The organism is Paenibacillus dokdonensis, assembly GCF_004916975.1.
Lineage (GTDB): Bacteria > Bacillota > Bacilli > Paenibacillales > Paenibacillaceae > Paenibacillus_AQ > Paenibacillus_AQ dokdonensis.
On sequence record NZ_STGQ01000001.1, the window covers coordinates 1042685 to 1056612 of the forward strand.

The 13928-nt window shown below is 45.8% G+C and carries 11 protein-coding genes; 9 read left to right on the forward strand and 2 right to left on the reverse strand.

The window, feature by feature from the left end:
• The 7 genes from E6W40_RS04800 (at position 1) to E6W40_RS04830 (ending at position 8676) form a co-directional block, all read left to right on the forward strand.
• Entirely contained in the window at positions 1 to 873 is an 873-nt protein-coding gene (locus E6W40_RS04800; protein WP_136604436.1) for a carbohydrate ABC transporter permease, read from the forward strand.
• A 45-nt stretch (positions 874 to 918) separates the two neighbouring features.
• The gene (locus E6W40_RS04805) at positions 919 to 2640 is read left to right on the forward strand and encodes a type 2 periplasmic-binding domain-containing protein (RefSeq protein ID WP_136604437.1); all 1722 of its coding nucleotides are present in this window, start codon (positions 919 to 921) and stop codon (positions 2638 to 2640) included.
• A 62-nt stretch (positions 2641 to 2702) separates the two neighbouring features.
• Positions 2703 to 4118, forward strand: coding sequence for an SGNH/GDSL hydrolase family protein (locus tag E6W40_RS04810; protein WP_136604438.1), 1416 nt, complete (start codon positions 2703 to 2705; stop codon positions 4116 to 4118).
• A gap of 11 nt (positions 4119 to 4129) precedes the next feature.
• Positions 4130 to 5224 carry a sialidase family protein gene (locus tag E6W40_RS04815; RefSeq protein WP_211146968.1) on the forward strand — a complete coding sequence of 365 codons (1095 nt, stop codon included), beginning with the start codon at positions 4130 to 4132 and terminating at the stop codon, positions 5222 to 5224.
• A 22-nt stretch (positions 5225 to 5246) separates the two neighbouring features.
• Positions 5247 to 6329 (forward strand): sialidase family protein, encoded by a 1083-nt coding sequence (locus E6W40_RS04820; protein WP_136604440.1) that lies wholly within the window; start codon positions 5247 to 5249, stop codon positions 6327 to 6329.
• Positions 6330 to 6406: 77 nt separating this feature from the next.
• On the forward strand, positions 6407 to 7324 hold the full coding sequence (locus E6W40_RS04825) for a dihydrodipicolinate synthase family protein (RefSeq protein WP_246072877.1): 918 nt from the start codon (positions 6407 to 6409) through the stop codon (positions 7322 to 7324).
• Positions 7325 to 7335: 11 nt separating this feature from the next.
• Positions 7336 to 8676 (forward strand): sialidase family protein, encoded by a 1341-nt coding sequence (locus E6W40_RS04830; RefSeq protein WP_136604442.1) that lies wholly within the window; start codon positions 7336 to 7338, stop codon positions 8674 to 8676.
• Between the two features lie 179 nt (positions 8677 to 8855).
• Here E6W40_RS04830 and E6W40_RS04835 read toward each other — a convergent pair whose 3' ends face one another.
• A complete protein-coding gene (locus tag E6W40_RS04835; RefSeq protein WP_168928969.1) occupies positions 8856 to 9293 on the reverse strand; it encodes a MarR family winged helix-turn-helix transcriptional regulator in 438 nt (145 codons plus the stop codon).
• Positions 9294 to 9466: 173 nt separating this feature from the next.
• Here E6W40_RS04835 and E6W40_RS04840 point away from each other — a divergent pair, with 173 nt between their 5' ends.
• Positions 9467 to 10993: an MDR family MFS transporter gene (locus E6W40_RS04840; RefSeq protein ID WP_136604444.1), complete on the forward strand. Its 1527-nt coding sequence runs from the start codon at positions 9467 to 9469 to the stop codon at positions 10991 to 10993.
• Between the two features lie 153 nt (positions 10994 to 11146).
• Here E6W40_RS04840 and E6W40_RS04845 read toward each other — a convergent pair whose 3' ends face one another.
• Positions 11147 to 12310, reverse strand: coding sequence for an ROK family transcriptional regulator (locus tag E6W40_RS04845; protein WP_136604445.1), 1164 nt, complete (start codon positions 12308 to 12310; stop codon positions 11147 to 11149).
• Positions 12311 to 12517: 207 nt separating this feature from the next.
• Here E6W40_RS04845 and uxaC point away from each other — a divergent pair, with 207 nt between their 5' ends.
• Positions 12518 to 13921 carry a glucuronate isomerase gene (gene uxaC / locus E6W40_RS04850; RefSeq protein ID WP_136604446.1) on the forward strand — a complete coding sequence of 468 codons (1404 nt, stop codon included), beginning with the start codon at positions 12518 to 12520 and terminating at the stop codon, positions 13919 to 13921.
• The last annotated feature ends 7 nt before the right edge of the window (positions 13922 to 13928 follow it).

The window sequence follows — 13928 nt, forward strand, 5'->3', positions numbered from 1 at the left end:
TTGAATAAACAGAGATTTTCTCTTTTTGATGTACTGAATGTGTTCTTGCTCAGTGTTTTGTCGATTGCGATTTTGTACCCCTTCTGGCAAACCGTCATTCTTTCGTTTTCGGACCCGAGCAGTGCATCCAGCCTGGGTGTTCACCTTTGGCCGGAAAAATGGATTCCAGACGCCTACCGTTTTGTGTTTTCTTATCAAGATATCGCGGCTGCGTATTTTAATACGATTCTCCGAACGGTAATCGGCACCGTGATCATCGTGTGTACGACCTTGCTTGTTGCTTATCCGTTATCCAAGAAGGATCTTCCGTACCGGAATTATTTTACGATCTTTTTTCTGATCGCGATGTTTTTTTCCGGAGGAATGATTCCTGAATACTTATTGATTAAAAACTTGGGCCTTCTCGATAATCGCCTTGCATTAATTTTGCCTGGGGCGGTTAACGTGTTCTCGATTATTATTATGCGCAACTATTTAATGACGATTGAGAAAGGGCTTGAGGAGTCGGCATTGATGGATGGTGCGGGTTATTTTACGATATTGACTAAAATCATCGTGCCGTTATCCAAGCCCGTTATTGCCACGGTTGCCCTTTGGGCTGCGGTAGGGCACTGGAACGCCTGGTTTGACGCCATGATCTATATCCGCGATCCGTCCAAGACGGTTCTGCAGATGGTCGTTCGGCAAATGATGGTCGATATGGATTTATCCCAGACCCAATTCGGCGGAGGCGGCATGACGAATGCCAATTTGCTGCTCAGCAACGTTCGCGCGGCGACGGTGATGATCTCGATCGGCCCGATCATCCTCATTTACCCGTTTGCACAGAAATATTTTATCAAGGGTATCATGATAGGCTCGTTAAAAGGTTGATTCTATCCGGTTAAAATCTCAAAAAACATAGAGGAGGCAAGGTTGATGAACAAACGTATCAAAGTTTTATTGCCCGTATTATTGGTCGGTGCGCTTTCTCTTAGTATGGTGGGCTGCAGCAGCGATAATGCGGCCGGGAATGGTTCCGCCAGTACGACTGACGGAAATAAAGCAAGCGGGTTGCCTGCTCCGGGGGATTTCACTAATAATCTTGAGCTGAAGCTGTCAGGATCCTTTACCAGGGGGAAAATTGAAGACGGGAACTGGGTCCAGAAGAAGCTGGAAGACAAATTTAATATCAAAATTGACAACGTAAAGGTAGACACCTTTAACAAGGATCAGGTACAGCTGATGATCGCATCTGGTGATTTGCCGGACACGTTCGCTTTTACCGCTGCGAGTATGACAGCTCAAGATTATTTGGATAACGGTTTGACCCGGACCATTCCGAAAGACATGATTCAAAAGTATGCTCCTCGTTATACCAAAATGCTGGATGAAAATCCGCCGGGCTGGGAAGAGAATCTGGCACCGGGAACGAAGGATCAATATCTACAGCTCCTCGGGTACCAAGGCCATACCAAATCCTTAATATGGGCTCCAACCTTCCGGCTGGATTGGCTTGAAAAGTTAGGAATCAAACCGCCGGGGGACATAAAGCCTGTGGGAACAAGCGGAGGTAAAGAACGGATTTTCTTCACGGAAAAAGCGTATACGCTTGAAGAGACGGAAAATATCCTGAAGGCCTTTACGCTTGATGATCCGGACGGGAACGGAAAAAATGACACGTATGGACTTTTACCATTCAACAACAATCTTTCGAACTGGGCGAGCACTTTGATGGGGGCCTTCGGGGTAGCCAGCGGGTATAATCTCGAAGAGAACGGGAAACTGACCGCAGCGGAAATTTCCGACAAGTATAAGCAGTTTCTCAAGCTGATGGCCAAATGGAATAAAGAAGGCTTGATCGACCCCGAGTGGACAACGATTGACGTGAACAAAAGCTGGGATAAATATTTGCTGGGCCAAACCGGCTATTATCCGGCCCAACCTGCATATGTCGGAATGGATGATTGGACGAAAGGACGCGCGCCGCAAAACCTGGTCGTTAAGGACCCTAATGTGAAGCTGCTGGTAACTGCGCCGGAAATCGGAGCGGACGGACAACAAGGTGAAGGTTCCTTTACACCTGTCAATATGTTGGGTGACGCCTTCTATATTTCCAAGAAAGTAACCGATGAACAGCTTGCCCGTATTTTACAAATTTTTGATTATATCAATTTTGATGACGACGCGATCTGGACCTTGTACGGGGATATCGGAACACATTCTAACTGGGAAGGCACGCCGGAGCAATCTGCGCTCAAGATCAAACCGGAATATCCGGAAACGGAAGGCAATATGGGCTTCTATGCATACAACTTTAGAACGTACGACAGTAAACGGGCATCTCTGCTGACGTCTGAAGATACGATGAAGCTGAAAAATGACTTCTTCGGGAGACAGGATGTACTGGACAAGATGCAAATCAAGCCGTTCAAGTATGATTTAATGAACCAGACAAAATCTTCGGAATTAAATAAAAAATATAGCGGGCAGCTGGATACGATCGTCAGTGAATTCCGCATGAAGGCAATCACCGGACAGATCGATATTGATAAGGAATGGGACAAATATGTGCAGAGTTATTTGAATAACGGCGGAAAAGAAATATTGGCTGAATTAGACAAGGCGCCGAAAGTCTCTGATTTGTTGAATATAAAATAACCTTTCACATGCGGCGGCGAGGCTCTCACGGTCCTCGCCGTTTTTGAAAGGACGTGAATCGTATGAAGTCAGAGAATGATATGTTTGAACATTTGAAGTCCTTTATCCAAACCACTGGCGCTCCGGCTACATTTATTTTTACCGGTGATGACATCGCCGTTGGCACCGATTCAGCTAGCGGTTACAGAAATTATATACAACATTTTGAGGAAAGAATCCGTTGGGAGATTGCGGAGTCTGACGGCCCAAGCGCGGTAAGAAGACAAAATTTTGTTTTTAACACGGGCTTGAAGAGTTGTACCGCGAAGGGGCTTTTGTCGGATTTCAGAAGGCGTGTAATCGGACTGAGACCACAAGTGGTTTTTATCATGCTCGGCATGGAGGATGCAGCTCAAAGTACACCTATTGATGAATTCAAGCTGATGCTGAAAGCTATGGTGTTTGAAATAAGGGGAATCGGCGCCGTTCCTGTTTTGCAAACCAGTATTTTTCCGATTCATTCGGACTTTGTGGCGATGGTATCCCCGTATGTCGAAGCCATTAAAGCTGTCTCACTCCACGATAAAGCAGTTCTTATAAACCATTTCGATACCTGGAGATCAAATCCCAAGCTATGTTCATGCATGGGTCCGGATCGAATGCAGTTAAGCGAACTCGGCCATTTGAAGCTTGCCAAAGAGCTAATGACGTTATTTGGAGTAGGCGGCAGCGGTTTTACATGGAACATTAGCGGCTTCACCGGTATTAAAGAACCGATCCATCAAGGTACAGGTCAAGAAATCATTAGCGTTCCAGCTGAAATATCGAAGCTAATTCACGGCAGTAAGCCGGTAACCTGGTTGTTCAGCGGGGATAGCATCACGCACGGAGCTCTTCATACGATGGGCCATAAGTCTTTTGTGGAGCTTTTCGAAGAGCGGGTTAGAAAGGAAATGGCCGTAGAACAGCCGGCAAGGGCTAAAGATATCGTGCTGAACACCGGGGTGTCTGGCATGACAACCCAAGACCTCTTGACGAACTTTGACAGATGGCTTGCCTGGAACGAGCCGAATGTTGCGTTTTTGGCTTTTGGCATGAATGACTGCAGACTTGTGCCTATTGAGAGGTTTGAGGCGAATCTAAGGACGGCCATAGCTAAAATCAGAAAGTTTGGAGCTATACCGATCCTGCAAACGGTAAATACGATAAAGTCAGATGATGAGAGCAGGTATGCAAACCTCCCGGCTTACGTCAATGCCATTCGGAAGGTTTCCAAGATAGAGGACGTCTTGCTTATAGATCATTATCAATATTGGTCAGAGGCGGAGAAAAACAATCGAGATCTGAAGAGCCGATGGTTAAATGATCCTATTCATCCGAATGAAGAAGGCATGGTTCAGATGGCTGTCTTTATTTTTAAATCTCTCGGCATGGTTGGTCCAGATCGTTATAAATCAAACCTTAGATATGAGGAAGGAACGACGAGATGCATCCAATAGGGGAAATTGTTTTGGATTTAGCTCCAGTGAAGGGGAATCCCCGAAATAGTGAAGGGGCTTTTCTCGAACTTACGGACGGCCGTTTATTGTTCGCTTACAGCCGGTTCACGGGAGATTCTTACGATGATACCGCCAAGGCCAGCATTGCCATCTGTCATTCAGAAGATGAAGGAAACAGCTGGTCGGAACCTCGCGTCATAGCCCGTCCGGAAGATCATGACGCGATGAACATCATGAGCACCTCTCTATTGCATATGCGAAATGGCGACATTGGGTTGTTTTACCTGATTCGATACGGCTGGCATGATCTTCGCCTGCATTTACGGCGATCATCAGATGAAGGTGAAACCTGGAGCAATCCGATCTGCTGCGTTCCCGGGAAGGGTTATTTCGTAACCAATAACGATCGGGTCGTACGTTTGTCTTCCGGCAGGCTCGTCGTTCCAGCCGGATACCACAAACTGAAGGGGGAAAGCAGGACAGACTGGAAATCTTTTGACGGAAGAGCCATCACCTGTTTCTTTCTGTCCGATGATGACGGCCTGACATGGCGGGAATCCAGAAATTTCTGCGCCTTGATCTCTCCGCATTCGTTAAGCGGCCTTCAAGAACCGGGGCTGATCGAGCTGCGGAAAGACGTCTTGTGGGCCTGGGCAAGAACCGATATGAGCCGCCAATATGAAATGTTCTCCTTTGACGGGGGAGAGACGTGGAGCGAGGCCGGGGCGTCCGGCTTTACCTCACCGAATTCGCCATTATCGATGAAACGCATACCGGGCTGTGATTTTCTGATGGCGGTATGGAATCCGATTCCGAATTACGCGACAAGGCCGCTCGAGAAGCATTCGTGGGGACGAACGCCGCTCGTCGGTGCCATCAGCAAGGACAACGGACGGACTTGGGAGGGACATTTTGCCGTAGAAGGAGAAGATGAACGCGGTGGTTATTGTTATACTGCCATCCACTTCACGAGAGATTCGGTTCTTCTCGCTTATTGTGCGGGAGAGCCCGAAGACAACATATGTCTCAACCGGTTGAGGGTGAGGCATATCCCACTGTCTTTGATACTGGGCAATACGGCTCGAAATGGCGAACAAATGAAGTGAAACGTAATGGAGGTGGTATATTTTGTCGATTCAAAACTTTGTTGTCAGCCGGGATGATGGAATTTATGAGGCATTTCCAGCGCTTGTCTTAACGGAAAAGGGGAAATTAATTTGTGTTTTCACGGAATGCACGAGCCATACGGACAGAAGCTTTACCCGCATTGTTTATAAAGAAAGCCTTGATCGCGGCAGAACCTGGGGGGAGAAAGTCCCTTTGACCGAGGGCACCACCGGACTGGATTACTTTTACGATTGTTGCAGTATATCGCGTCTGAAGGACAACCGGCTCGTTATTGTTACGAACAAGGTCTTCCGGAACGATGACACGGATCAGGGATATTTTCATGAATCCGTCAGCGAAATGTACATAGGGACTCCTGAAGGAGAGAAGTGGGAAGGTCCGATGGAGACTCCAGTAAGAGGACTCGTGCCGGATACCTTATGTGAGCTGACGAACGGAAGGTGGCTATTATCGTCTCACTGGAAGAGTAAAGCGCAAGGTTATCTGGAGCAGATACTCTGGTATACGGATAACCAAGGGGAAGATTGGTTTGGTCCGGTCACCGTTGCCAGTCAGGAAGGGCTTCATCTATGCGAAGGATCTATCCTGGCGCTGCCGGACCAGACGCTGGTTGCTTTTCTAAGGGAGAACTCGAATCAAGGCTATGACGGATACAAAGCAATATCCAAGGATCAAGGCGAAACCTGGGATGGCCCTTACCGCATGCCGCTCCCGGGCTGCCATCGACCAGTTGCACGGATACTGAAGAGCGGAAAGGTTATGATGACCCACAGGTTCTATCAGGGAGGACCAACGGGTTATGGCAGCAATCAAAATTTGTTCGCTGCCTGGATGGATGCAGAAACCGTATTGGAAACGGATTATCAAAAACAATGGATCCGCGTTTTGCCGATCGACTATGACCGCTCTCCGCTCGCGGATAACGGATATTCCGGTTGGGTCCAATTTGATGATGGCGAAATCTATATCGTTCAATATATTGCAGACGATTCTCCTAATTGTCAAATCCGAGGATACAGTCTGCAAGAAGAAGAATTTATTTTAACGACAGGCCCCAACTTAGCACAGAAGCCAATAGATTAAGAAATTTGGAAGCGATAGCGATATAGCGACCTGAAGAATAGTCCATCATCAATTCAATGAAAAGGAGTGTGGAAGACTTGGGATCATATGATCCGGAGAAGTTTAAGGGGATTATCATCGCTATGTATGCTTGTTATGATCAATTCGGCAATATTAGTCAGAATGCGGCCAGAACATTGGCTCGCTACTACGCCGATATCGGAGTAAAAGGGCTGTATGTTGGAGGAAGCTCCGGGGAGGGCATGCTGCAGTCGCTTGAGGAGCGCAAACTAACGCTGGAAGCGGTCATTGAAGAAGTGGGTGATGAGCTCACGATTATTGCTCACATCGGGGCACCCGCGACTCGAGATAGTGTGGAATTGGCGAAGCATGCAGAGATGGCGGGCGCTCATGCCATTTCAGCAGTACCTTCTATTTATTATCGTTTATCACCCCGGAGTGTTCGGCATCATTGGCAGGCGATTGTTGACAGCTGTTCTCTTCCATTTATCATTTATCATATTCCACAAACGACAGGCTTTCACTTGTCCAAAGAACTGTTGATCGAGATGGCTGCTCAAGAAAAGGTCATTGGTGTGAAAATATCCGCTGAGAGTACGTTCGAATTGCAGCAGTTTAAGGCGGCAGGTGGTGAAGACTTTCTCGTTTTTAACGGACCGGACGAACAATATTTGGCGGGTCGGAGCATCGGGGCTGATGGAGGAATTGGAGGAACCTACGGTATTATGCCAGAGCTGTTCCTGAAAATAGAAAGCTGTTTCGTTGAAGGTCGGTTGGCCGAAGCGCTGGAGTGGCAGTTCAAAGTGAATGAAGTCATTACCGAACTGCTGACTATGCCTTCACTCTATGGAGGATGTAAAGCGATACTGAAGTTACGAGGTCTGGATTGCGGAGAGGTCAGGTTGCCGTTATTGCCTATCCCGAATTCGGAAATGAACCGGATTGCTCAACTGAATGATAAAATTCTGCGTTTCGTTGAACTTACTCACGAATAGGGGGAATAAAAATGAACATCAAGAACGATTCATTCACTAAAATGAAGCCTGTTACGGTATTTGCTCCAGGGATGTTTGGTTCGGCTGCATATCGTATTCCATCACTATTAACTACTCGAAAAGGGACCCTCATTGCGGGTATTGATGTAAGATGGGCCGGAACCCAAGATAATCCCAATCACATCTCGCTCGCTATCCGGCGCAGTACCGATGAAGGGGAAACCTGGCGTGATATTCAACTGCTTGTCGAATATCCGGGCGAAGGGGCAGACGGAGCGGCAGCGATCGATTCGGCACTGCTGGAAGATCGGATAACGGGAACGCTCTGGATGCTTTATTCTCATACGCCGGGCGGGATAGGCTTATGGGCGTCGCAGCAGTCTCTCGGTTTTAACGAGGATGGGCTCCGTCTCTTGTACGACGAATCAGGCCAAGAATATATTCTGAATGTGAACGGGGAAGTTACGGATAAGACAGGTGCTAACACAAATTATGTCGTGAAGGATAATGGCGACGTGTTGTTCAACGGGGAATACAGCGGAAACATCTACTTGAAGGAGGATATACAACCCCGGAGCTTGCTTGAGGCAAGAACATCCTTTTTACAAGTGATTAAAAGTGAGGACGATGGAATAACATGGTCGAAACCCATTGAACTGAATGCACAGGTGAAAAAATCCTGGATGAAATTTATCGGAGCAGGACCGGGAAGAGGACTCCAACTTACGGCGGATAGACATCGCGGACGGCTTGTATTCCCCGTTTATTTTACGAATCAGGATATGTTTATGTCTAATTCGATCATCTACAGCGATGACCATGGGCAAACTTGGCAGATGGGGGAATCCCCAAATGACGGGAGAATGTGGGAGGGAGAGATGCTGTCGGCAGAAACGATGAAATCTTTCTCCGCACAATTGACAGAGTCTCAAGTCGTTGAAATGGATAACGGGGACTTAAAGATTCTCATGCGGAATCACGCGGCAACGAAGAGAACAGCCGTTGCCGTAAGCAAGGATGGAGGACAATCATGGGGTGAGGTCTCTTTTGCTTCCGAATTGATCGATCCCATCTGTCAGGCGACGGTGATTAATTATCCGGATCTTGGAGACGGAAAACTGCGTCTGATCTGGGCTAATCCTGCAGATCCGGATAACCGAATCCTTGGAACGGTAAGGCTAAGTGAAGATGGCGGTCACACATGGACATATTCAAGAACTGTGAATGCTGGCCCGTATTACTACTCTTGTTTGACCGTTTTACCAAGCGGTGAACTCGGATTGTTATATGAGGGTGACGAATTCCATATTTATTTCATAAAGTTTAGCATCGACTGGATCAAAGGTATGTAATCGTATGCATAGCAACAAATGAAGAAGCGCAGCCCTATGGCTACGCTTCTTCATTTGTTGACGAATCGAACTTTCTTCAAGACAGAGTTTATTGCTGGCTTCAATGATCAATTATAATAGAAGCAACACGAAGTCATTCGACTCTACGTAACCATCCATTTAAGTGATCAGTATAGGGTTCATGAAGAAGTTCTGCCGCGCGTCGCGGTGCTGAGATGTTCAATTTGTTCTTCAAGGACGGAGCTTGCTTTTCCTAAAAACTCGGTAATGAGCGCTAGCTCTTCGTGTGTATAAGAGGAGACCAGGTTAATCATCGCAGTGTGAAGCGGGAGGTACGTATTGCTGATTTCTTCCTTTGATTCATACTCAGGGACAATAATCACCCGGCGTCGGTCACTCGGGTCATTTTCCCTGCGGACATAGCCTACTTTTTCAAGACGGTCAATTAATGCGGTAACGCTGCCCGTAGCAAGGCCGGTTAATTTTGAGAGCTCCCCGGCGGTAATCGGTCCGGTTTCGTTCAGAATATCCACGGATTTCAAATCATTATTGTACATGCCAAGTGAAGCAGCTACATTTTGCTGATATAATATCGTACGTGTTCCTAATCCACGCATGAGTGAGACGAAACGTTCTTTCGGATCTGTAGTTTGGTCTTGTTGTTCGCTTGACAAACGACAAACCTCCTTTTAAAATATCAATATCTTGAACATCGAGATATTTGATAGACATGTAAATTAATTAATTTCATTCTATCGAAATCATTAATAATTTGTAAAGGGGTTCACTGATGGAGGCTGCAAAAAGTAATATAAAGCTGGTTGTGGCAGGCTTATTGCTTGCCATTTTTATGTCAGCCATTGACAATACCATTGTTGCGACAGCAATGGGTACGATTGTATCCAAGCTTGGAGGAATGGATAAATTTGTCTGGGTCACGTCCGCATATATGGTCACGACGATGGCCGGTATGCCGATCTTCGGCAAGCTGTCCGATATGTATGGCAGAAAGAGATTTTTTATTTTTGGCTTAACTGTGTTCCTGATCGGTTCGGCGTTATGCGGTTTTGCACAATCCATTGAGCAGCTCAGTATGTACCGGGCGATTCAGGGGATTGGCGGCGGTGCATTGCTGCCGATTGCATTCACCATTATATTTGATATCTTCCCGCCGCAGAAACGCGGTAAAATGACCGGCCTTCTTGGCGCGGTATTCGGTGCAGCAAGTGTGGTTGGTCCTCTGCTCGGCGCATATATCACGGACTACGTTGGCTGGGAATGGGTGTTTTATATTAACGTGCCGATTGGAATCGTGTCTTTTGCGCTCATTATGAAGAATTACAAGGAATCTCCCGTCCATACGAAGCAGAAGATCGACTGGTGGGGTGCATCGACGCTCGTTATCGCTGTTATCAGTCTGATGTTCGCGCTGGAGCTTGGCGGCAAGCAATACGACTGGAATTCGTCGCTGATTATTTCATTGTTTGTCAGCTTCGCGGTCTTCTTTATCGTGTTCTTCTTCGTAGAACTTCGGGCCAAGGAACCAATCCTCCCGTTCTTCTTGTTTAAGCGCCGTTTGTTTGCATCATCACAAATCTTAGCCTTCCTGTATGGTGGTACCTTTATTATTTTGACCGTATACATTCCTATCTTTGTTCAGGCGGTATATGGGGGCTCGGCAACCAATGCCGGACTTATCCTGACACCGATGATGCTGGGATCCGTTGCGGGCAGCGCCATTGGCGGTATTTTCGTAGCGAAGACAAGCTATCGTAACCTGATGATTGTTTCGGTTATTGCCTATATCGCAGGCATGTTCCTGCTCAGCACGTTGACCCCGGATTCAGCACGGATTCTCCTTACGCTGTTTATGATTATCGTAGGCTTTGGCATGGGCTTCTCGTTCTCGCTGCTGCCGACGGCTTCCCAGCATAATCTGGAGCCTCGCTTCCGTGGTACGGCCAATTCGACCAACCAATTCCTTCGTTCGCTGGGAATGACGATGGGGATTACGATTTTTGGCACGATTCAAAATAATGTGTTTGCCAATAAACTGGCTGAAGGCTTCAAAGGGATGGGCGGTAATGCGGATTCTGCAATGTCCAATATTGGTGACACAAGACAAATCTTTGAACCAAGCGTGCGTGCAAAAATTCCGGCTGCGATCCTTGAAAAAATCGTCAATGCGATGTCCAGCTCGATTACACATGTGTTTCTCATCGCAGTCATTCCAATCGCCATCGCTATCATTTTCGTGATCATGATGGGGAATTCCCGGGTTGCCATGACTCAAAAGGAAAATGGTCCAGAAGCTTAGGTCAAAGCATTCCATACCAAACAAATCGCGGCGTGTACCGATACTCAATCGGTGCGCGCTGTTTGTTTTTGGCACCGAAAGCGATGATTTGAGGGATTTACTGTAATAAAAAATGACTTCCATTAAGCAGGAAGCCATTATGAACACAGTGGATTAATCCTTATAGGGTAAATTGAGAATCGGAACATCTAAAAAATGGCTTATCGCCAATGCGCATGCACCTAAGACACAAGATTTTTTTCCAATAGTGGATAGGGTCAGTTCACGGTAATGGCTGATTTGAGAATGCAGATTTTGATGGATTTTATTTAAGGAATCCGGATAGATTCGCAGCAGCTCGCTATCAATTACAACGACATCAGGATTATATATATTAATCATATTATTTAAACCGATCGAAAGGTAATAAATAAATTGCTCCATGATTTCATATACATCTGAGTCGTCTTCATTCATCCATTGTTGAATTTGCTCATATGTAATATTACTCATGCTTTTGGTTTCGGACAGATATTCAAAAACGCTGGTTTCAGAAGCATATTTTTCCCAGCAGCCTTCATTGCCGCAAGTGCAGGGTTTGCCTCCAGGTACGATAATCATATGGCCGATTTCACCAGCGAATCCGTCATGTCCGCGAAAAAACTTGTTGTTCATCATCATTCCAAGGCCTATGCCGGAATACAGCGTTGTGCATAACAGATTATCTGTTTCATGGTGAATAAATACTCTCTCTGCAAAAGAGCTGAGATTAGCATTGTTCTCCAAATGAATTTCGACGCCGACTGCTTTTTCCAGATCACTTTTCAAATTGACGTTTTTCCAATGGAAACGGGGCACATATTGAATAATTTCATCATTAGAGACCAGACCATGAATGGCAACAACAATCCCTACAATTCCATAACGGCTATCCGAGAATTCTTTTTGGTATTTTGTAATATTTAGTATGAGAAGCTCAAGAATTTCCGCGTAGTTGTTCGTATGAATACGGATGATTTCCGAAGACACCGGACTACCCAATAGATTGGAGAGTGTAAAAGAAACTTGTCCAAAATCAAGGTCAATACCGAGAGCATACCCTGCATGACCGTTCAGAGAGAGCATGATCGGCTTTCTTCCCACAGAATTATGCTCAAGCTGCGTTTCAACGACAAGTTCTTCTTCCAGTAAATCAGACACCTGTGCCGAAATGGTAGCTCTCGTTAAGGCTGTAATCTTGGAAAGATCCGCTCTTGATATCATTTCTTCTCTTAAAATCTCACGGATGATTAAAGAGCGATTGATTTTTTTTATATATGAGGCATCACCTGTAATCATCAAAATCCTCCAATGTAAACGAATATAAAATCACGGTTCATTATATCATTTTATCACTAGAATGAACGTCTATACGGTTATACAATCGTTAATTGACAAAATGTAATGAAATTGATAAGTTACTCTTGTATTAGTTAGTTCATTAAACAAATTAAATATACGTAAGAATTTACAGAGAGTCAACATTCATTTAGGAGGAGATTACGAATGAAAAAATTTATGGATAACCACTTTCTATTGAATACCGATACGGCGATCAGATTATATGAAGATACGGCAAAAGACTTACCGATTTTCGACTTTCATTGTCACCTGGACCCTAAAGAGGTATGGGAGAACGAGCCTTACAAAAATATTACCCAGCTTTGGCTCGGCGGAGACCATTATAAATGGCGCACGATGCGGATGCACGGAATCGGTGAGAGATTCATTACGGGAGATGCCGAGGACTGGGAGAAATTCATGGCTTGGGCCGAAACGGTACCTCATTTAATTGGCAATCCTCTGTATCACTGGACTCATCTGGAACTTAAAAATGTATTCGGACTTGAAAAAATACTCAGTCCGGCCACAGCACGTGAAATTTGGGATGAATGTAATGAGAAATTACAAAAGCCTGAGTTCCTGCCACGAGCCTTGATTGAAAGATCTAATGTCCAGTTTATCGGCACAACCGATGACCCGTTGTCCACACTTGAATATCATCAGCTGCTAAACCGTGATGATTTCTTCAGGACAATCATTGCTCCTACGTTCCGTCCGGATGGCGCCCTTTTCATTGAGCGTCCAGCCTTTGTAAGCTGGATTGAAAAGCTGGAAGAGGTATCGGGCCAGAAAATTATTTCGTTCGACGTCTTTTTAAGCGCATTGAGCAGCAGAGTAGACTTCTTTCATGAAAATGGCGGTCGTGCATCTGATCATGATATTCCGAATATGGAGGAAATTGAATCGACAAAAGAAGAAGTCTCCGGAATTTTTAGCAGAAGACTTCAGGATGAACAGCTTTCAGGCGCTGAGATTGCTGCCTACCGCTCGTATTTGCTCAAAGAGCTAGGAAAGATGTACGCCGGGAAACAGTGGGTCATGCAGCTGCATATGGGCGCGCTTCGCAATAACAATACCCAAATGAAAAACCTTATAGGAACGGATACCGGTTTTGATTCCGTCGGCGAAACGAATTTAGCGGCAGGATTGTCTCGCTTTCTTGACGCCTTAAATCAAGAAGACGCACTGCCAAGGACTGTATTGTTTAATCTCAATCCCAAGGATAACGCCGTTCTTGCCGGTATGATGGGCAATTTCTATGAGGAAGATGTGCCAGGCAAGATCCAATTCGGTTCCGGATGGTGGTTTAACGACCATATTGACGGAATGGAGAAGCAAATGCGGGATTTGGCGAATGTCGGTCTTCTAAGCCACTTCATAGGAATGCTGACTGACTCGCGGAGCTTTCTCTCCTATGCCCGTCACGAATACTTCCGCCGTATTTTATGCAATATTTTGGGCGATTGGGTGGAAAAGGGACTCATTCCGAATGATATGAAGTTTCTCGAGCAAATGGTTAAAAATATTGGCTACTATAATGCCGATAAGTTTTTCTTGCATAGATAATTCTTAA